This is a genomic window from Paenisporosarcina sp. (assembly GCF_057785155.1).
Genome location: NZ_JBYNRN010000035.1, coordinates 1 through 21,152 on the forward strand (window position 1 = coordinate 1; position 21,152 = coordinate 21,152).

At 37.6% G+C, this 21,152-nt stretch carries 20 protein-coding genes and 1 pseudogene; 8 read left to right on the forward strand and 13 right to left on the reverse strand.

Annotation, left to right across the window (positions count from 1 at the left end; genetic code table 11):
- A pseudogene (locus AC3EA5_RS12905) lies at positions 1-235 on the reverse strand (reverse transcriptase domain-containing protein); the annotation flags it as partial.
- 172 nt (positions 236-407) lie between these two features.
- Here AC3EA5_RS12905 and AC3EA5_RS12910 point away from each other — a divergent pair.
- Complete coding sequence (locus AC3EA5_RS12910) at positions 408-575, forward strand: hypothetical protein (RefSeq protein ID WP_488608708.1); 168 nt, start codon at positions 408-410, stop codon at positions 573-575.
- Between the two features lie 395 nt (positions 576-970).
- On the opposite strand, the gene AC3EA5_RS12915 is transcribed toward AC3EA5_RS12910, so the two are convergent.
- The 4 genes from AC3EA5_RS12915 to AC3EA5_RS12930 all read right to left on the reverse strand — a co-directional run bounded on the left by AC3EA5_RS12915 (position 971) and on the right by AC3EA5_RS12930 (position 5,149).
- On the reverse strand, positions 971-1,759 hold the full coding sequence (locus tag AC3EA5_RS12915) for an alpha/beta fold hydrolase (RefSeq protein WP_488608709.1): 789 nt from the start codon (positions 1,757-1,759) through the stop codon (positions 971-973).
- A gap of 261 nt (positions 1,760-2,020) precedes the next feature.
- Entirely contained in the window at positions 2,021-2,446 is a 426-nt protein-coding gene (locus AC3EA5_RS12920; RefSeq protein ID WP_394191420.1) for a hypothetical protein, read from the reverse strand.
- Between the two features lie 151 nt (positions 2,447-2,597).
- Positions 2,598-3,020 (reverse strand): protein-tyrosine phosphatase family protein, encoded by a 423-nt coding sequence (locus AC3EA5_RS12925; RefSeq protein WP_488608710.1) that lies wholly within the window; start codon positions 3,018-3,020, stop codon positions 2,598-2,600.
- An 11-nt stretch (positions 3,021-3,031) separates the two neighbouring features.
- On the reverse strand, positions 3,032-5,149 hold the full coding sequence (locus AC3EA5_RS12930; RefSeq protein ID WP_488608711.1) for a type IA DNA topoisomerase: 2,118 nt from the start codon (positions 5,147-5,149) through the stop codon (positions 3,032-3,034).
- Positions 5,150-5,320: 171 nt separating this feature from the next.
- Between AC3EA5_RS12930 and AC3EA5_RS12935 the strand changes: the two genes are divergently transcribed.
- Positions 5,321-5,773, forward strand: a complete 453-nt coding sequence (locus AC3EA5_RS12935) for a DUF305 domain-containing protein (RefSeq protein ID WP_488608712.1) — start codon at positions 5,321-5,323, stop codon at positions 5,771-5,773.
- Between the two features lie 94 nt (positions 5,774-5,867).
- Here the strand turns inward: AC3EA5_RS12935 and mbcS are convergent, their stop codons facing one another.
- From mbcS to AC3EA5_RS12950, 3 genes are all read right to left on the reverse strand, one after another.
- A complete protein-coding gene (gene mbcS, locus AC3EA5_RS12940) occupies positions 5,868-7,445 on the reverse strand; it encodes an acyl-CoA synthetase MbcS (protein WP_488608713.1) in 1,578 nt (525 codons plus the stop codon).
- 283 nt (positions 7,446-7,728) lie between these two features.
- Positions 7,729-10,101, reverse strand: coding sequence for a PAS domain S-box protein (locus AC3EA5_RS12945; RefSeq protein ID WP_488608714.1), 2,373 nt, complete (start codon positions 10,099-10,101; stop codon positions 7,729-7,731).
- A gap of 107 nt (positions 10,102-10,208) precedes the next feature.
- Positions 10,209-11,417: an alanyl-tRNA editing protein gene (locus AC3EA5_RS12950; protein WP_488608715.1), complete on the reverse strand. Its 1,209-nt coding sequence runs from the start codon at positions 11,415-11,417 to the stop codon at positions 10,209-10,211.
- 241 nt (positions 11,418-11,658) lie between these two features.
- Between AC3EA5_RS12950 and AC3EA5_RS12955 the strand changes: the two genes are divergently transcribed.
- The 4 genes from AC3EA5_RS12955 to AC3EA5_RS12970 are packed head-to-tail and all read left to right on the forward strand — an operon-like array spanning position 11,659 to position 14,134.
- Positions 11,659-12,120: a hypothetical protein gene (locus tag AC3EA5_RS12955; protein ID WP_488608716.1), complete on the forward strand. Its 462-nt coding sequence runs from the start codon at positions 11,659-11,661 to the stop codon at positions 12,118-12,120.
- A gap of 1 nt (position 12,121) precedes the next feature.
- Positions 12,122-12,433 (forward strand): hypothetical protein, encoded by a 312-nt coding sequence (locus AC3EA5_RS12960; protein WP_488608717.1) that lies wholly within the window; start codon positions 12,122-12,124, stop codon positions 12,431-12,433.
- Positions 12,430-13,719 carry a glutathionylspermidine synthase family protein gene (locus AC3EA5_RS12965; protein ID WP_488608718.1) on the forward strand — a complete coding sequence of 430 codons (1,290 nt, stop codon included), beginning with the start codon at positions 12,430-12,432 and terminating at the stop codon, positions 13,717-13,719. Before AC3EA5_RS12960 ends, AC3EA5_RS12965 begins: the two co-directional genes overlap by 4 nt.
- Before the next feature lies 1 nt (position 13,720).
- Complete coding sequence (locus AC3EA5_RS12970) at positions 13,721-14,134, forward strand: DUF350 domain-containing protein (protein ID WP_488608719.1); 414 nt, start codon at positions 13,721-13,723, stop codon at positions 14,132-14,134.
- A 135-nt stretch (positions 14,135-14,269) separates the two neighbouring features.
- Here AC3EA5_RS12970 and AC3EA5_RS12975 read toward each other — a convergent pair whose 3' ends face one another.
- Positions 14,270-14,989, reverse strand: coding sequence for a 3-ketoacyl-ACP reductase (locus AC3EA5_RS12975; protein WP_488608720.1), 720 nt, complete (start codon positions 14,987-14,989; stop codon positions 14,270-14,272).
- Between the two features lie 257 nt (positions 14,990-15,246).
- Between AC3EA5_RS12975 and AC3EA5_RS12980 the strand changes: the two genes are divergently transcribed.
- Positions 15,247-15,588 carry a P-II family nitrogen regulator gene (locus AC3EA5_RS12980; RefSeq protein ID WP_488608721.1) on the forward strand — a complete coding sequence of 114 codons (342 nt, stop codon included), beginning with the start codon at positions 15,247-15,249 and terminating at the stop codon, positions 15,586-15,588.
- A 12-nt stretch (positions 15,589-15,600) separates the two neighbouring features.
- A complete protein-coding gene (locus tag AC3EA5_RS12985; RefSeq protein ID WP_488608722.1) occupies positions 15,601-16,884 on the forward strand; it encodes an ammonium transporter in 1,284 nt (427 codons plus the stop codon).
- 74 nt (positions 16,885-16,958) lie between these two features.
- On the opposite strand, the gene AC3EA5_RS12990 is transcribed toward AC3EA5_RS12985, so the two are convergent.
- From AC3EA5_RS12990 to AC3EA5_RS13005, 4 genes are all read right to left on the reverse strand, one after another.
- Positions 16,959-17,783 carry a squalene/phytoene synthase family protein gene (locus AC3EA5_RS12990; RefSeq protein WP_394191126.1) on the reverse strand — a complete coding sequence of 275 codons (825 nt, stop codon included), beginning with the start codon at positions 17,781-17,783 and terminating at the stop codon, positions 16,959-16,961.
- Positions 17,784-17,925: 142 nt separating this feature from the next.
- Positions 17,926-18,984, reverse strand: a complete 1,059-nt coding sequence (cax, locus tag AC3EA5_RS12995) for a calcium/proton exchanger (protein ID WP_488608723.1) — start codon at positions 18,982-18,984, stop codon at positions 17,926-17,928.
- A 148-nt stretch (positions 18,985-19,132) separates the two neighbouring features.
- A complete protein-coding gene (locus AC3EA5_RS13000; protein WP_488608724.1) occupies positions 19,133-19,678 on the reverse strand; it encodes a flavodoxin family protein in 546 nt (181 codons plus the stop codon).
- A 424-nt stretch (positions 19,679-20,102) separates the two neighbouring features.
- Positions 20,103-21,032 carry a catalase family peroxidase gene (locus tag AC3EA5_RS13005; RefSeq protein ID WP_488608725.1) on the reverse strand — a complete coding sequence of 310 codons (930 nt, stop codon included), beginning with the start codon at positions 21,030-21,032 and terminating at the stop codon, positions 20,103-20,105.
- Between the last annotated feature and the right edge of the window lie 120 nt (positions 21,033-21,152).

The window sequence follows — 21,152 nt, forward strand, 5'->3', positions numbered from 1 at the left end:
CCACTTTGCTCTTCTTACGGTTTATAGTCAAACCGAGCTTGCCCTCGACGAATTTTGTGGTTGTCTCAAACACTCTCTGTCCAGCACGTATACTCTTCACAAAGATGACGAAGTCATCTGCGTAACGGATGAAACGATGTCCTCTCTGTTCGAGTTCCCGGTCTAATCTGTTAAGATAAACATTAGCCAGGAGCGGAGAGAGTGGGCCTCCTTGCGGAGCACCCTCCGTCGTGTTCGTCAGTTCGAGAGTTTGCGTCAGACTTCCTTCAGATTCCTCCTCACGGAGGACACCCTTGTCTTTCGCTAACAGTTCCTACTGCCAAGCCTGTAGTGGACTTTCACCACCGAGTTATCGCCCATGCCGGGCACACAATAGAAAAACCTCCTATATATAAGGAGGTTTCGGAATGATGACAAATAAAAATGTTGATTTCCATTTTAGCGGACGCTTTCCGCGGGGCAAGGCTTTAGCCGCTTCCCTCGCGGTGCTCAGTCCAGGGTCTAAATCTCTTGCTGTTCCCTCTGTAGTCGCCGCCTCCATTCCATTCAACTGTAATCCCTATAACTATGTATGAGATATTCTTCATATTGTTCATATTGTTCATATAAAGGTATACGAATTTGGAAATACAGTTGTATATAGACCTGGTTAATCAAGTAAAAGCTATCATAACTACACTTCAAGAAAGTTGTAAAGGCACTATCATTTTCCACCTTAAATCAACACTCTTAATCGCTTATGAAAGCATAGACACTGCATACTTTTTTTTCCAAAAAAGCGGTCGACTATTTCTGAAGACTCCTACGGAAAACCGAAACACGCTAGACCCCACAGACTTGCGTTACGGCCGCGGAAAGCGAAAGAAATAGCCGACCACCTTGTTTTTTTATCAGAGGAAATAATATTAAAAAGTCGAATTTTATGCAGTCTGAAAACTCCTACATAAAAGGAGGTTTTTTCAAATAGATTTTATGATTTTAAAAAGTGTTGAATTTCAGATATTAGCGCTTCAGGTTTTTCCATCATACTCATGTGCCCTGCTCCTTTAATTAAAGCTTGAGAAATAGAGTCTTTACGGACAGAAAACGTCTTTTCCGGAGGAATGACTTGATCCTTTTCTCCAGCAATTAATAAAGCCGGAAGTCTACTGTTTTTTAAGACATGATTACGGTCTGGTCGCTCTTTCATCGCTTGTAACATGCCAATTGCGCCTTCTTCAGATGTACCATATCCAATTTCTTTGGTCTTTTGAACATCTGCAGCATTCGTTTCTAAATTTTCTTCAGCAAATAACTTTGGTATTAATCCATCAACGAATTCAGTAATTCCCTCTTTCTGCACTTTTTCAATTGAAGCAACTCGGCCATCCTTTGCTTCTTCTGAATCCGCATGAGCTGTTGAGTGAATTAGTGAAAATCCTAGCAAACGTTCTTCATATTTTTCTGCAAACGCTAAAGTTATATAACCACCTAATGAATGTCCAAATAATGTTACTTTTTCAATGCCTAACTTATCTAAAAGCTCTTTTAACGTATCCGCCATATACTCTAACTGGTAATTTCCTTTTGGAAATGTTGAGTCACCATGCCCTGGTAAATCAGGTACAATAACACGATTTTTCTTTGACAGAACCGGCATAACTTCATCCCAATAGGCGTGACTTCCACAAAAACCATGAAGTAAGACAACGACTTCTCCATCGCCTCGATCTTGATATGATAATGAAAGGTTAGATAATTCGATTTGACGTAGACTCATTCAAACAACTCCCGTATTCTTGATTTCTTAATGTTTACCCTTTTTTGACAAAAGATAAGCATGAATTCACGACTTGAGACAAAATGAACACAAAGTGAATGAAAACACACCAAACTATACTCCTTTTTCCCTAGAGCAGTAGAAAACATAGCTTAAAAATGGTGGAAGGTATGTTTCTTCTTATACTGATATCCCAAACCCGATACTTTTTAATCAGCACAAAAAAAGCATACGTAAAATTTCTACGTATGCTTTCGCTTATTATGAGAAGAATTTAATTAACTGGTTGCTTGATGGTTCTTGTAAAGGATATGACTCTTCAGGGTCAGCTTGACAAACCACATGAGGAGTTGGAGTTTCTTTTACGATAAACTTCCAATGGGAAGACTTAGAAGTACTTGCTGCTTTTAATTCCTCACGCATCATTTTCTTTCTGAAATTCGCAAGTTTGGCAATTAAGAAACGTTCTTTATAACGAATCAATAAATAACCATTGTGTGCAATACGGTTATATTTGTTCAAACTAACTTCTCGTAGGTCAAAAACATTTGTTTTGTTTTGGACAGAAGGAGAAAGAACAAAAAAGTCGCGTTTCTTAAAGATGGTTGTATTTAAATGTTGAATAAGCCCTAATTCATTTGTCAAAAAGTCCTTGTTAACGGCATTTGGTACTTGAGTATTTTCCATTCTTCACCTCTTCTTAAAAGTTCTCTTGTTTTAAGTATACTCCTATTTGACGAAAATTGCACTTTGTCAAAAAATGTCACTAGTATTGTTTAGTTCAAATGAAAAAAGGAAGCCACCTTTTCATAAGGTCGCTTCCTTTAGTTTATGCGGATTAGGCTTCGTATATTCGCTTTAATGCTTCTTTTAATTGAGGTTTTACATCAATTTCAGGGCGTATCATCTTCACTTTTGCTTCAGCTTCATCAATCGTATTTGCTAAACGGAGTTCCATTAAGGTTGCTACAGCCATAGTTCCTGCTCTTCCACGACCTGTATTGCAATGAAAGAAAACTTTTTTGCCATCTTGATAATCCTGCACAATTTGTTTGACACCAGTACGTATGGATTCATCTTGAAACTCACCATCATCCACAATCGGTTGATGCTTACTAATATCACTTGATGATGCAGAAACTTCCGCTCTCAAATCGTACACAACATCTATTTCTTCATTTTCAATTGCATTAGGAACATCTGTTACGCCACCAATAAAAATCCGATCATCGACCAATGACTGATATGTTTTTGTGCTCATGCGTTTTCCTCCTAAAGAAAATTTAATGTTATCTTACCATTTGTTAATTCCAATTTCACATTAAAGGTCTTTCCGGATTTTGCTACAAAACCGTTTAAAACGTCCGTTGAACCTTTCACACACAAGTCTTCTATATGCTTTGCACTTATCCTTTTCTTCAAAAAAATCGCAGGGAATGTTTGTTTACAGCCCGTTTTATAAGCTGAACATCCATAAAAATTCTTCCTTAAAATGATCGTACCTTTTTTACAAGTTGGACATGGAGCAACTTCTTTTCTTGTTACGGGATTTTCAATGGTCATGTGAAAGGTTTTTTCATTTAATTGAGTCGGCACATCTAGAATGAGTTGGTTTAAATACTTAGCAATACTTCCTAAAAAGAGCTCAGATGATCCTTGACCATTACCAATTTTCCGTAAATAGGTCTCCCACTTCGCAGTCATCACTGGACTAGCTAATAAATTGCCATCAATGGCTTCGCAAAGGACTCTTCCCTTTTCAGTAATATTCACAATATTTCTTTTCACTTCAATATAGCCGTGTCGTTTGATTGTTTCAATTATTCCGCTTCGTGTAGCTTCCGTGCCTAGTCCTTCCACCTCTTTTAATATGTCCGTATCTATTTGGTCTTCAACAAATTTCCCACAAGTTTTCATCATGGCAATCAGTTGCCCTTCGGTATATGGCTTCGGCGGGGAAGTTTTACCTTCTTGAATAGTTGCTTTACTTTTTACTTCTTCATGAAGTTTCAATTGAGGTAAAGTTGGTTCTTTAATTGATGCAGATTCCTTTTCATTTGAAAATAAAGATTTCCAGCCTTTATCAATTTCTGTTTTTCCAGTGGAATGAAAAGCCAGTCCATTTACGTCTGTTTGAACTGTTGTTTCTTGATATAAATAATTGGTATGGAACATCGCGAGAGTCGTTCGAACCACTTCTTCGTATAAATTACGTTCGTCAGGTGCCAATCCAGCTAAAACTTTGTCACTTGGAATTTTTTTGGTGGGGATAATGGCGTAATGTTCTTGAACTTTCGTATTGTCGACATATCTACTATTTGCTTTTCTCGATGCCACTTCAAATGGTTGTTGGATTAATTTTTGATAAGATTCTAATTGGTTTTCGAGATATGCAAACTCATTTAGTGTTATAAATTGTGTGTCAGTTCTCGGGTAAGTCACTAATTTCTTTTCATACAATTTTTGCATCGTTGAAAGAACTTTTGCTGGACTATACTTCCACTTGCGATTTGCCGTTGCCTGCAAAGTAGACAATGCATGCAATTTTGGTGGAAGTATTCTTTTATCTTCCGTTTTAAGTTTTGTAATCACACCAGGAATTGTTCCATCAATTACGTGTTTTGTTAATAGTTCTTGGGCTTCTTCCCGCGTCTTATACTTACCTTTGACTTTACCTTTAAATACACCGTGTTGGGCTTTAAAGACTCCCTCTAATTCAAAAAATGGCTCTGGATTAAAACGTTCGATTTCTAAGGCACGTTGATATATCAAATAAACAGTAGGTGATTGCACTCTTCCAATTGAAAAAACTTCCCGAATTCCTTTTTTCTGAATGAGCAGTGTATACAATCTCGACCCATTCATGCCAACTAGCCAATCGCTAATTTGTCGAGCTTTTGCTTCTTCATACATCAGTAAGTCTTTGTGGTTATCTTGCAGATTTAAAAAACCCTTGCGTACTTCATCTACTTCCAATGAATTAATCCACAATCTTTTAATGGTTTTATTACGAGCACGCGTATAATCGAAAATGCTGTAAAAAATATTCGACCCTTCACGATCCACGTCACAAGCATTTATGACCGTATCTGTTTCATGTATTAACTTTTTAATAATCCCATATTGCTTCGCTTTTCCTTTAGCGATTTGAAACTGAAATTCATCAGGAATAATCGGCAATGTCTGTAAAGACCATTTCGTCCACTTTGCGTTATGAGCCTTCGGATCTCGGAGCTCAACTAGATGCCCGATTCCCCAAGTAATAAAAGCTCCACTCGGAAAAATATCGCAAGGCTGCACGTCAAAAAAACCTTCCTGTTTCTTGACTTTGAAGGCGTCTGCATATGCTTTTGCTTGGCTCGGCTTTTCTGCAACAATTACTGGTTTCATGTGAACACCTCAATTATTTATCTTTATATTTTCGCACATACGTTCCCATTCTATCAACTTTAACAAGAAAAAATTAACTAAAATTAAATCTCATAAAAAAGAGAATAACGGTTTACAAGTAAGATTTTAGGTAAAAGTAATTATAGTACACAAAATCAAGGAGGTTTTCAAATGAACAATTATGCAAAATTTGGAGTAATGATTTTAACATCGACCGTTATTATGTTTGGACTTATGTACTTAAATACTTACCAAGTGAATCATCTATTCTTTAGTGAAACGCGTCTATATATGGCACTTATGATGGGCGCTGCAATGGCGATCATTATGTTGGCCTTCATGTTAAAAATGTACACAAACCGCAAAGTAAATATGGCTATATTCGCTGGAAGTGCTTTAGTATTCATCATTGCTATTTCACTAGTACGCAGTCAATCTACAATAGATGATACTTCATGGATGAAAGCAATGATTCCTCATCACTCTATAGCTATTCTAACTAGTGAACGTGCCAACATTTCCGATCCACGTGTTCGTGATTTAGCGGATAGTATAATCGAGGCTCAACGAAAAGAAATAAAAGAGATGAAGGCACTTATAGAAGAATTAGAGGAGAAAGAATAACCATTTAGATTAATAATTACTGATTGTAAGAAATGAAAAGCAGGCAAAAATCTTAATTGATTCTTGCCTGCTTTTATTCTATTTTCAAAAGCCTTTAAGCATTAAATTTTCGAAGCTCGACTCGACGAATTTTGCCTGAAGCTGTTTTTGGTAGCTCATCTAAAAATTCGATTATTCTAGGATATTTATATGGAGCTGTAATTTCTTTTGTATGATTTTGCAAATCCTTAATCAATGCTTCCTTATCTCCAAGAGCACTGGAATCACGTAACACAATATAAGCTTTGACTACATTCCCTCTAATTTCATCAGGAGCTGCTACAACTGCACATTCTTGAACCGCACTATGTTTCATTAGTGCATCTTCCACTTCAAATGGTCCAATCGTATAACCCGAACTGATGATAATATCATCGCTGCGGCCTTCAAACCAGAAGTAACCATCTTCATCTTTAGAAGCTTGGTCACCCGTTAAATACCAGTCTCCACGGAACGCCGCATTTGTACGTTCAGGGTCACGGTAATACTCTTTGAATAAAGCAGGACAGCTTCTGTGAACAGCGATGTCTCCAACTTCACCTACAGCAGTTGATACACCATCTTCATTAATAATATCGACCGGGTTTCCTGGCGTAGGTTTCCCCATTGAACCCGGCTTCACTTCCATGTCTTGAAGAGTTCCAACTAGTAATGTATTTTCTGTTTGACCATAGCCGTCTCGAACATTAATGTCAAATGCGTTTTGGAAAGCTTCAATTACTTGTCTATTTAGAGGTTCACCAGCAGACACAGCACTTCGCAGATCTTTTAATTCATACGAATTCAAGTTTTCCACTTTGGCAATAATTCGATATTCAGTTGGTGTACAACATAAAACATTCACTTTTTCTTCTTTTAAAATACTTAAATACTTAAGAGGATCGAATGCACCATTATAAACTAATGCAGTCGCGCCTAACGTTATGGTCGATAAGAAAGGACTCCAAATCCATTTTTGCCAACCAGGTGCTGCCGTTGCCCAAACGATATCTCCACTTTTAACACCTAACCATTGAGTGGCAGCTGTACGAACGTGAGCATAGCCCCATCCATGAACATGCACGGCGCCTTTAGGATTTCCAGTTGTGCCGGAGGTATAAGATAGAAATGCCATATCGTCGCGATGTGTGTCCACAGCTTCAAAAGATGTACTTTCGTGTTCCGCCAACTCTTCAAAAGATTGCCAACCGTCTTCTTTTCCTCCAACGATCAACTTATTATGTAAAGCTTCTACATCTTCATCAATAGAGTTCGTTTCAGTAGTCGTTTTGTAGTGAGCAACGATTCCTTTAGCTCCCGAATGATGCATGCGATATAGTAAATCTTTTTTTCGCAGCATTTCTGAACATGGAATAGCGACAATCCCTGCCCTTAAACAAGCTAGGTATGTCATGTATGCCTCTGGAATTCTTGGAAGAATGATCATTAAACGGTCACCTTTTTTAATTCCAAGTTTTAATAATGCTTGTGCATATTGATTCGTTTTTTCAATCAACTCTTTGTATGAAATGTCTCTTCTATTATTTGTATCATCAATCCAACGAATAGCTAGGCGTGTATCATCATTTTTGTACTGTTCTAATTCTGAAGTAATATTATATAGTTCGGGTGCTAGTAAATTTTCGAAAGTCAATTTCCATTCCTCCCAATGATTGTTTAAGAAGTCGGTGACAATAAACTCGACAATTTCCGCTTTGACTAAGCATTCGCTCAGTTATTGAATCCTATTACGAAATAACTCTTTGATTGTAAACGTTTACAAGTTTAGTAGTCAACTGAATTTTCTAATAATTACTCCTATTTGAGTCTTTTGAAGTAAAAAACGCCGAAAAAGATTTGATTTAAAGAAGGCTAATCCGTCTTAAATCTAAATTTTTTAGGCGTCTTTTCATGTATTTATTTTTCTAATAAAACATTCAACTGATGCTCATTCGATTTTTTCCTTGTTGTTTCGAATCATACATCGCCATGTCCGCGTGTTTTAAAATTTCAATATAATCGTTTCCAGTCTGCGGATAATAGGCTATCCCAATACTCGTAGATGTTTGAATTAAATGGCCTCTAACTTCCCACGGCTCATCAAACAACTCTAAAATTCGCTCAGCACAGACAACAGCATCATTTTCTTCATTAATATTTGGTATTAATAAAGTAAATTCATCTCCGCCTTGTCGAGCAATCGTGTCTGTTTTTCTTAAACAAGTTTGCACTTTTTCAGCAAATTGAATTAATACCTGATCACCAATCGCATGTCCATATTGGTCATTAATATCCTTAAACTTGTCCAAATCCATATATAACAACGCAAACATCTCATTGTTCTTTAAACTATGCTTTATGGTTTCTTCCACTTTATCTTGGAAGTACATTCGATTCGGTAAATCTGTCAATGCATCATGATAAGCCATATGATTTAGTTTTTCTTGTAATGCTTTTCTTTCCATTACATCCCGAGAAACGATAATAATCCGTCTCTCCGATGTTTTTTGATCCATAAATATTTTCCCTTTTGCCTCTACCCATATCCAGCTACCATCTGCATGCTTATGTCTAAATTCCGCAACTCGACTTTCATTGGAACGAAGAATTTGTTCAAACTCTGACAGCATATAGGGTAAGTCCTCAGGATGAACGACTTCAAAAGCACTCTTGCCTAAATAAAAATCGGGAGAGTGTCCAAGAACGGCCGCATGAGATGGTGAAGCATACCTCATAAGACCTGACTCATCAACAATTGAGACTAAGTCCGTCATGTTATCTGCCATCAATCGATAATTTTCTTCGCTTGCACGAAGAGCTTCCTCTGCCTGTTTACGATCCGTTATATCTCTAAAAATAACTTGTATGGCTGGTGAGCCAAAGAACTTAGTGACTGTAGCTGACACTTCAGTCGCAAATTCCGTACCATTTGCTCGAATCATTTGATGCTCAAATCGATCATCTTCATCAAATCCGTGGAGGAAGGCACGTTTCATACGTTCTTCTACCTTTTGACGCGAATCAGGATGATAATAATCTAAAATGGACTTACCAATTAACTCTTTTGGATGGTTAAAGCCCAATGCTTTTGCCCCTGCTTCGTTCATATATTTGATAATGCCTTCACACTGAACATAAATAGGTAATGGAGACATTTTCAATAATTCACTATAAGAATTTCGACTATCTTGTAAGTCTCTTTTCATTTTTTTATATTCAGTTACATCATGAAACATCGCTAAATAGGCTGTTTCATTGTCATAAGGTATTTTCATAGTCCCAATATTGGCGTAAAGATGTTCGCCATCTTTTCGAACTAACTTCAAATTAACAAACTCAATTGGAGAACCTTCTGCTATTCGAGATAATCGTAACTCAGTAAATTCTTGAAAACGCGGATGGATGTAATCGAAAATAGAACTTCCTACAGCATTGTCTACTGCAAATAATTTTTGTACCGCATCATTTGCATACAGAATTTCGTTATTGCGATGTACCACTATACCTGTTGGAGACAGTTCAACCAATTTCCGATATCGTTCTTCACTAATTTTTAATAAGCGTTCAAGATTTTTACGCTTGGAAATATCTCGAGTGATTCCTGAAAATCCTACAAGATCGCCGTTTTTATTATGTATAGGTGACAAAGTAAGACTAATTTCTAGTAATTCCTCATTCTTTTTTACACAAACAGTTTCATATTGAACGACAGAATCGCCTGCCTTAATTTGTTCAATTAAGCTTTTGGCTTCCAAAAATCTGTTTTGTGGAATAGTCGGCAAAAATTGACCCTTAATTTCATCAATAGACCATCCGTACAATCCCTCAAAAGCCGGATTGACATCTATCACATGTCCTTCTAAATCAAGAATTTCAATCGCATCCGCTGTGGACTCAAACAAGGCACTTAGTCGGTCAGTCGTTTCATTTAAAGTTTCCCTCATATTAACAAGCTCCGTTATATTTCGCGCGACACATAAAACACCTTTTACTTGTTCCTCTTCTATTAATGGATTTAGGGTTACTTGAATGTGAAACAAATTCCCATTTTTATGTTGGGCTTCTGCTTTAAACGTATTGCTAGTTCCTTGTAAAGCTAGCTCAATTTGTTTCATCACCATCTCCATGTGAGTGGGAAGTAACATATCCGAGTATTTTTTTGATTTCAACTCTTCTTTTGTGTAGCCAAACATATGAAAAACAGCTTGATTCATTTCAATTGCATCTCCGTTTAATGGGATTAATACAATTGCATCAGGACTATTTTCAATAAATGTTTGATACATGTCTAACGACACCATTTCCCACATGAAGTGGATGACCTCCTCCATTACTCAACTTCCGAACCGTTTACCTTTACACATTCATACCATATTTCATCGTATATTTCTATATTACTTTTTTGAACGTTTTCATTTTAATTAACTAGGTGATTCTTTATCAGATTGACGCACATATCTTCGAATAAAACGACGTCCATCTCATCAATTCCTCCACCTTGCACAAAGCTTTCCGAGCCTCCACCTTTTCCATTAATCAAAGGTAAAATTTCCGATAAAACCTCTTTCATATTCACATTCAAATTTTGACCCCGACCTAACACCACTTGTAGACGTTGCTCATTTCTCGCAATGAGTAAAACAATAACACTCGGAGACTCCGCTACCACAAGTTGAGCAAGCTTTTGCAGATCTTGAATGGTCCTATCATGATAATGTGCATGAATTAAAGGAAAAGCCTGTTGCTGTGATCCAACTAATTCACGTGATTCATATTCGATTAACAGCTGTTGTTTTTCTGCCAACTGTTTCTCAAGTATTTTTTTATGATTGAGCAGAACTTTAACCGTATCTCCCAATTTTTCTTCAGACGAACTTAATAAATGGACCATCTCTAAAATTGTTTTTTGTTTTTTGTGAAGTTGTTTTCGAATTCGATTTCCACACACAAAATGAATTCGTATTTGACCATTTTGTTTTTCAACTTTCAATATTTTTAACATGGCAATTTCAGCTGTATTTCGCGGATGCGTCCCGCCACATCCGTTGTAGTCAAATTCAGGTATAATCACTAGACGAATGTCTTGATCCACTTTTACTTTTTTACGAAGAGGATATTGCTCCAGTTGTTCCTTCGTCACCCACTTTGTCTCAATCGGTCTGTTTTCCATTATAATTCGATTAGCCAACTCTTCGGCAGCCAGTAATTGAGCGTCGTCAATTTCAGAACAATTCAAGTCAATCGTTACGGTTTCTTCGCCTAAGTGGAAACTGGTTGTCTGAATATCAAAAAGTTCAACAAAAGCTGCTGTTAGTACATGTTGTCCAGCATGCTGTTGCATAAAATCGTAGCGTCGACTCCAATCGATTTTCCCATTAATCTCATTATGATTGGTGAAAACTGGGTTTTGGATATAGTGTCGAATTTCGCCATCTACTTCTACAACGTTCGTAACCAATTCTTCATTTATAAATCCGATATCATGAGGTTGACCCCCACCTGTGGGATAGAAAGCTGTTTGCTCGAGCGTTACATACCAGTTCCCCTCTAAATCATGGTGCTGCTCTTTTACGCGTGAAGAAAAATGTTCGATGTATGCATCTTGATAGTATAATTTGTGTTCCATTTCCCAACTTCCTTCCGCTCGTCATTTCCTTATATTGTAATCTTTTTTTCGTATCATGTCAGAAAAATATATGAATTTAACTAAAATAATTAGATAATGAATTATGCTTGTTTTCGCCAAACCAATTCTTATAATCTTTTCTATCGTTTACTTAGAGAACTTGAAAAAGTGTGAATGTGATTGAAACCTTACAATACTTCAATCGTATTATATTTTGCGCGAATGAAAGGATGATATAGAGTTGGCAACAGCCTCATTAGAATACCGATTATACAAAGGTCTACACTCTTTTGAACCACTTTTTCATTACGATTCAATTGAACTCGATCAAATACTTACTCGTAGAGAATGCGAGTTCTTTGTTAAGGGTGGAATTACGTATCAACAAACTTCTTCAGCAATTGAAGGAAATCTACATTTGATTTATGTAAAGAAAGTAGAAGAATCCGAAAAAGAAAAAGAAGTATTTAATTTGAATGGTAGACTCACATTAGAAATTCGAGAATTTAATTTAAGAGAAAACCACCCAATCATTCAGAAACATGAGTTCGATCAGCATTTGGAGATTCTGAGCCAAATCGGAAGTGTTTACTTGTACATCGATCAGATGGAATGGGAACGTGACTCTGCAGAGATCGATGAGGATCGCCTTGTATATGTACTTTATATGATTAAAACTGGTTACAAATTGGAGGGATATTAAGATGAGTAAAACCAAGAAGCTAATGGCAGGAGTTGCCACATCTGTTTTAGCACTAGGCATGACTGGCTGCAGTCAAAATGAATCTTATCAAGACGAGCCAACAGGCTATGATTGCGATGACTGGGAATGGGATGATGACGAAGGAACGTACTATTGCGATGACACACGCTCTGCTCATTATGGAGGTTATTACTTCCTTGGTAATATGTTTAGCAGTAAAAGTGCATTTAAGAAATCGAGTGGGTACTCTAACCATATTTCAAGCTACAAATCCGGCATAGGAAGCGGCACTAAAGGAGGATTTGGAGGGTGATTAACTCTTCATTTTCTAAAGAAAGAAATCAAGTATATAGCGAAATCCCTTATTTTTATCCCGATTTAGAAAAAGAAGAATATGCTTTATTGGATATTCATGTGCAAACCAAAGAATATTGGGAGAATGTTCGACAGGCTGCAAGAGAAGTCGGACTTATTTTCGAAAAGATAGCACCTCTTCTTCGGACCCTTGAGGATTCAACGTTATTGCAATTAGGCTTTCCAAAGGAAACACTTGCCTATATCAAAGTGAAATCTATTCCTCAGGAATACATTATTGGAAGACTCGATTTCGTCATAAACGGGTCATCCATTAAGCTTCTTGAATTTAATGCAGATACTCCCACTTTCATAAAGGAAACGTTCCACGCAAATTCTTATATTTGCAGACATTTTGACTTAAAAAACCCAAATGAAGAATGTACGCAGCTTTTACATATGGAAATGAGAAAAGCCATTGCATCCAGTTGGGTAGCTTTAAATAAACCTGGGACACCTAAGATCGTCTTTACGTCGCATGATGATCACATTGAAGACAAATGGACGACCCGTTACCTGCAAGAACAATTAGATCTGCCTTCTGAATATGTAAGCTTGGACAATTTACGAATAGTCACTGAGGACGTAATGGAAGATGGCGATATTTTACAAGCGGGTTTGTATACACCACTCGGTGAGCGAATTGATATTTTGTATCGTCAAACATACCCAGTAGAACATTTGGTGAACGATAAGGATCCAATATTAGGTGATGATGTCGGTCAAGCTTTGATGAAATTAGTTGAGCAAGGACATCTGAGCATCCTTAACCCACCATCCGCTTTTCTACTTCAATCAAAAGCGGTTCAAGCACTAATTTGGGGATTACATGAAGAACAAAATTTTTTCACAGACTCTGAGCACGCTATTATACAACGTTATTTTCTCCCCACTTACTTAGAGCCTGATGTTTTTATTGAACGTCAAAAACCCTTTGTAAAAAAACCTTGTTTTGGCCGTGAGGGGGATACAGTAGAAATTTTCAATGGCTTAGGTGATTTAACGATGGAAGAAACGATGAAAACGTACAGTGATACTTTACCGATATTTCAAGAATTTTGTCCACTTCCCGTTTCCAATATAACAACCACTAAAGGAACGAAAGAAGCTCATCTCATGGTAGGGTGTTTCTTGATTAATAAATCAGCTGGTGCTATAGGAATACGAGCTGGAAGTGAAATCACAAACAACGAATCATATTTTTTACCAGTAGGAATTCAACGAAAAGATAGAGAGGATGATTAATATGTCAATATTGACATTAGATGCAATAGGTAGTTTTTTAGCACACTTTGGTACTGGAATTGGGTTAATGTTTTTGGGGTTAACAGCTTTTGCATTTACAACAAAATTTTCTGAGCTTAAATTAATTCAAGAAGGAAACATTGCGGTCGCTTTAAAACTTTGGGGTAAAGCGATTGGTTTAGCAATTGTTATCTATACTGTTTGGGCAGATAGCGTGAATTTATTAGATGCCTTTCTTTGGGGATTGGTCGGAATAGCTACTCAGGTAATAGCTTACTGGATCATCGAATTTGTATTAACACCAAAAATGCAATTAGCTGATGAAGTTGAAAAAGGAAACAAAGCTATTGGTTTTAGCCTTTTCTCAGCTGCAATAGTTGTCGGAATTTTAGTGGCAGCTAGCTTAACATACTAATAATAAAAGAATCTCGTGTTTCGTGGCTTCTACTATTAACAGTTTAGTTCAGCACACCCCAGTAATTAGTAAAGCCGTATCCTTTAGGAATTAACCTAAAAGGATACGGCTTTTTTGTTGACTACTTATTTAAATCTACGGGTTTGTTGACCATAGTCCCGCTTCTTTGATGAAAATACGTTTGTTTAATTTCAATTGCGACACGATAAATTCAGCAATGTCTTCCGGTTGCATCACTTTATCAGGATTACCATCAGTTAAATTATTATCAATGGCTAAATCGGTTGCGACAGTACTTGGTGTCAACGCAGTTACTCGAATATTATGCTTACGCACTTCCATTGCTAACGATTCTGTAATACCAAGGACACCAAATTTCGAAGCACTGTATGCACTCGTAATAGGTGCACCTTTTTGGCCAGCTGAAGAAGAAATATTAATAATATCTCCAGACTTTTGTTCAATCATCCCAGGCAAAATAGCACGAGTTACATAATAAACCCCCATTAAGTTTACTTGAATGATTTTTTCCCACTCATCAATCTCTAAATCCATGAAATTTCCGAATTTTGCAATTCCGGCATTATTAATGAGTATATCGATTGCACCCAGTTCATTTGTTATGAATTCAGTTGCCTTTGTCACTTCCTCATTTTTGGAAACATCTGCAACTGCGAAAGCAGCCTTCACACCTAACGCTTCAACTTCTTTACCGACTTTTTCCAATTGTTCTTTTGAGCGAGCGACAAGTCCCACATTTACGCCTTCTTTAGCTAATGCAATAGCAACGGCATAGCCAATCCCTCGTCCTGCTCCCGTAATGATCGCGTTTTTTCCTTTTAATGATGTAGCCAAATGTATCGCCTCCTCTTCCAATAAAAACAAATATATTGCTATGAAAATGTTACGTAAACCCCTTAAAAACCTCCTTAGTATAACCGATGAAAAATATTCTTAAAAGAAAATTGCTTCTGTCTAAAATCACTGCGGAAACCTTCATGTCAGAAAAACTTACACGAATTTTAAAAATAGTTTGATTTATTTCTATTTTTGAATTATCATGTTAGGAAACCTAACATATACTAAAAGTAAAAGAGGGGGAGCTTAAAAAAATGAAGAAAATTGAAGCAATTATTCGTCCAGATGCGTTTGCAGATGTTCGTAGAGCATTAGCTCTAGAAGGAATTGATGGATTATCTGTTACCGAAATTGCTGGATGCGGTAGACAAGAGGGCCGCACAGGTCTTTTTCGTGGGAATGTATACGAAATGGAGTTTTCTGCAAAATTGAAATTGGAAATGGTTGTAGACAATCATTTGGTGGAGCCGATTGTTGATGCAATTTTGGAATATGCAGCAACCGGTGAGGTTGGTGATGGGAAAATCTTTATTTTACCCGTAGATGAAGCGATACGTATTCGAACAAAGGAACGCGGCGTTGTCGCCGTATATTGAGGAGGAAAACGAATGGAATCAATCGAAGCTGTACAAAGTTCTGTCGACATGATTTGGATGATGATAGGAGCTATTTTAGTATTTTTTATGCACGCAGGTTTTGCCATGGTTGAAACTGGATTCACTCGATCAAAAAACACCGTTAATATCCTAATGAAAAATTTATTAACTGTCTCGATTGGTTCAGTGCTTTACTTTATTGTTGGTTTTGCATTCATGTTCGGCCCATCTACTTTTGGACTCATAGGAACGGAAGGGTTTGCATTATTAGGTCGTGAAGATATTGGCTTCTTTGTTTTCCAAGCAGTTTTTGCAGCAACATGCGCAACCATTATTTCAGGAGCTGTCGCTGAACGCATGAAATTATCTTCCTACCTTCTCCTTGTTATTGCCATGACAGGATTCATTTACCCAGTAGTTGGACATTGGGTTTGGGGAGGCGGTTGGCTTACAGAACTTGGCTTCATTGACTTCGCCGGATCTTCCGTCGTTCATTTAACAGGAGCTGTCGGCGCATTAGTTGCCGCGTGGATGATTGGTCCACGCCTCGGAAAATATTCCGGTAAAACCGTTCATGTTATCCCTGGACACAGCATCCCACTTGGAGCATTAGGTGTCTTCATTCTATGGTTAGGTTGGTTTGGTTTTAATGGAGGAAGTACTTTAGCAGCTGATTCAACTCTAGTACCACTCGTTATTGCAAACACACTTCTCGCAGGCTCTGCTGCCGTATTATCTACCGCCCTGCATACAAAGCTTAGATACAAACAAATTGATGGATCTTTAACTTTAAACGGTGCGTTAAGTGGGCTTGTCGGAATTACAGCCGGATGTGCAAATGTTTCATTATTAGGCGCAATTGCAATCGGATTAATTGCGGGAGTTATCATGACTGAAAGTATTCGCTTTTTTGATGTCAAACTTAAAATTGATGACCCTGTAGGCGCTATTTCTGTCCATGGTATCGGTGGGATTTGGGGTACGCTTGCCGTAGGTTTATTTGACACAACAAACGGAACCTTGTATGGAGGTGGACTCAGCATTCTTGGCATTCAACTAATTGGTATAGCGACCATTGTTGTTTGGACTGCGCTTACAGTTGGAGGCAGCCTATATGTCATACGACTATTCACTTCACTACGTGTTTCAAAAGAAGAAGAAAAGATGGGACTAGATTATGCTGAACACGGGACAAACGCTTATGAAATACATGATGTATTAAGAGGCGCTCCAAGTCGTTCAGAAGATTTCGCTTCACGTCTTACACAGCTCGGTAAATCAATTCAAGTCCGTTAATCTTCAACAAAAAATGCCAGAAATTAATTTAAAGGAGTTTTAAAAACCCTCTAAATAAAATCTCTGGCATTATCTTATGAATGTTGGCTTTCTAATTCAGCAACAATCGATTCAACTTCATTTCTCGAAATTTTTTCACGACCGATTTTCATCGCTTTTAATGTACTATTCGCAAGAGCGAGTGGGACTTTACAAAACATTGTAATTCCACGGTTATTAATATCTTTTACATAATCGCTACCCATCGATAAATTTTGCTTCGCGTAACTGAACAGATCATCTCGATCCCAGCCATCTGGTAAGAAACGAACCCCACGCTCGAAATCTTCATCCTGATTTCGAAGAATATTCACCGCTTGCAAGCCTCGTCCAAATGCAATTGCTTTTTCTCGATCAGTCTCTGTATTATCATGCCATTTCCATAAATCCGATAGCATGCAACCCACTAATCCCGCTACATAATACGTATAGTCGTCTAAATCTTCTTTTGTACGAATTTTCCACTCTTGGTCTACCCACTTAGCCATACCTTCGGCCATAATGCCAGTCGATTCTTTCACTTTACCTACAACCTCTGGTGGACAAAGTAAAATCCAATCTGCAAGCCTTTGGGTAACATCAGGCAGAATGTGGCGATAAGGTTGAATTAATGCGCGATACACCTCAGGATCAAATGTAGTTTTTAAGCTTGTACTAATAGATGTAAGTAAGTGCCGTTTTGTCTCCGCTAACATACTAGGATGATCTTCAATTTCATCAATCGCACGCATACACAGATAGGCTGACGCCACTGTTTTACGCAGAGTAGGTTCTAAGAAATTGATTGGAATAAAAAACGTTCTGCTTGTTTGCTTTAACATGTCCATTGCTTCTCGATGTAAGACAACCGCTTCGTTCATATTCTTTTCCTCCCGTTCAGCTCTCAGTGTACATGTATTACCACTTTTTGTTCTTCTATCATACATCAAGTTTCAATTGTAAAACGACAAAAAATAGAAAATTCACTAAACTAGGGACTTATGACATATGAGACGTCTATAATTACAATAAATAAAACCCAATCCCCATAATTAGGTACGCAGCTAGTAATGTTAACCCTTCAAACCAGTTGGATTCTCCATCATTCGAAACACTAATGGTTAGTAAAACCGCTGTTGCCATGGCCACTAATTCTGGAACTGTGAAAACCAAAGGCATCGCTGTTGGCATGAATAAAGAAATAAGAACCAAAACAGGTGCTACAAACATCGCAATTTGCAAAGTTGATCCAATTGCAATTTCAACTGCAACATCCATTTTGTTTTTCATCGCCATTAATATGGCTGATGAATGTTCCGCAGCATTACCTACGATGGCTACAATAATGACACCAATAAATAACTCGGACCAACCAAACTGTTCCCCAACCGCTTCAAACGTATGAACTAAGTTTTCAGATACATATGCAACAGCCAGTGTAGATAGAAGTAAAATTCCTAAAGCTTTCTTTTTAGACCACTCCGGTTCCTCATGTTCGCCATCCGGTGTTGGTTCATCATGCGCATAAACGCCACGGTGCGTAACCAGTTTGAAAAATAACCCAGCTAAGTATAAGACAATCATGATAATTGAAATTCCCACACTCATTTGTAACGTCTTCTCTTCATTCATGGACATCGAAAAAATTTCCGGAATGACAAATGCTACGATCACAGCAAAAACTAATAGACCTGAATTGTGTCGCGCATCATGAATACTGAACTTTTGACGTTTAAACTTAACGCCACCCAAGAAGAAAGACAAGCCTCCAACTAAAAGTAAGTTCCCAAGGACAGAACCTGTTAACGAAGCTAACACGACCCCAATTAGACCTGCTTGCAAAGCAAAAATAGAAATAATTAGTTCGACTGCGTTACCAAATGTCGCGTTTAATAATCCACCAATTCTCGGTCCACTAACAATGGCTAACGATTCAGTTGCTCGTCCCATAAAACTAGATATCGCAATGATCGTGACAGAACAAATAACAAACATCGTGATACTGGACCAATGCATGAGAGAAGCTACAACTGTTAATGGAACTCCTACAAAAACCAGAATCGTAAATATTCGATTGATCATATACATTCATCTCCTTTTGAAAAACCTTTAGAAAAAAATAATTTTATTCAATAATACTCCTTTTCATTCAAAGAAGAAATTTTGAGTGAATGTGACATCTAAAAACACCAAGTGCCCAGCGGATATTCTCCGAAGCACTTGGTGCTGATTATTGATCTTTTAATTTCAAGTTTAGATCGGTTGCCGTAGCAAATGCCACTTGGTCGACTAAAATATCGCCTGGCCGACTAGCTTTTCCTAAAACATAACCTTCGAATGAAATGCCCATAAACTCAAAAATGTAATTGAACTGCTGAATCAACGGCAATCCTTTTAAGCGAGGATTATCTCCACCAACGGCAATTACATATGCTTTTTTTGTTCCTAACTGTTCCTTGAAATTCGGGAAATTTGAATCGCGCATCGTTTGTGACCAGCGATCCACGAAGTTTTTCATTGTCCCACTCATGCTATACCAATAAACAGGTGTCGCGAAAATCAGTGTGTCATGTTTCATCATTCGTTCTATTAAACTGTTGTAGTCATCCTCAATCGGCGTGAATCCGCCCTCCTCATGGCGTTGGTCATGAATCGGTTTTATTTCGTAGTTCCGCAACACGATCTTTTCAACATCCAAATCCTGAATGACGATTTCCGTTAATTCTTCTGTATTTCCATTTTCACGTGTACTTCCATATATAACAGCAATACTCATATTTTAATCTCCTTTACGCAAATGATAAAAATACATATGCCAATTGCTAGTATATGCCAAATAGATGACATTTAGTTTTTTCTTTATTTAGCATATGGTAACAAAGGAATTAGTAGAATTAAACCCAGACTGTTTAAAGAATATTCTCTTGTTCCGCTACAAGTGGACGCTTTCCGCGGGCGGTCCGTGAGCCTCCTCATTCGCAACGCTCACTGCGGGGTCTCACCTGGACGCGCTATTCCCGCCGGAGTCGCCACTTTCCGCTACACTCAACAAAATCTCAAATTAAATAGCGACTACAACTGATAAATTTAAAATTACAAAAAAGTATATTTAAGAAAGCACATTTTTATCAATACATTTTGTTAGGAATCCACTCATAGCAGAAGCCATGAATGCTTCAATAGACGTCCATTTTATAGTATTACTCTCCTTTACTTCTTCTTTCATGAGATACAGCATAAGCATGTTTTCGGAATAATAGAATCTCATCATCCGAACACTCGATTCCATTAGGTACTACCGTTGGATTAAATATGATATCATCGCTAACTTCAGTCGCGACTCTTTTAATCGATAAAATCCCTGCATGTATTCTTTTACGATCCTTCGGCCACTCCCTTGTTGGATCATCGGTTAAGTCACCCGGTTCACCTAATACAATTTCCAATCGAAACTTCACTTGTTCATTTTCCAGTCGGTTTTCTAATTCTTTTTCTAAATAGTCTTTCGGTAAACCAACCATTTCTTTTACAGTCAACGTCTCGATCCCAGCTTCAGGAATCCATTCGAATTTTACGGGTACACGATTCCCTTCTTTATTAACCAAATAAAATGCATGCATCGCATAATAGGCAGCTGTTGCATAACTTTTTGTGTTTTCCAGTTTGCGAATCATTTGTATTGCTGCTCGACTTTCCGGGTAGGATGCAAATAGTTTTACCATGTCTCTAAAATGAGGCTTTCCCTCTTTAAAAGAATTAACTGTATTTAAAATCTTAAAAAATGTTTGTGGTGATTTGGTTACAAAAATCGGAATCGTAACACCTACTAAATTAGCTATTTCTCCAGAAGGTAAGCGAAACTGGACAGACATTCCTTTAATGATGGATAACTGATCTGGTGTCGATGGATTAGGTGAAGCATTGGAAAAGCGAACAATAGCCTTCACATTAGTGTTTTGTAAATGTTCAGCTGTAGTAAACGAAGCAGCTGCTCCAGAAGGTGAAAATTCAGCTTCATAGATTTCACCTTTTGCATGTGCACGTCGATACCCTGGGTAAGTCCCTGCTATTTCTTCTATTCGATTGACCGTTTGTTTTGCCAAAACGGTCTCATTTGTGTTTTCAATCATGGAAATTCCCCTTTTCTAGATAAGCGCTATTTGGTTCTGCTTCTTTTCACGTGTACAATATGTAATAACATGCTTTTTAACAAGATACCCATGAATGCACGTTAACTAACTACAATTAAA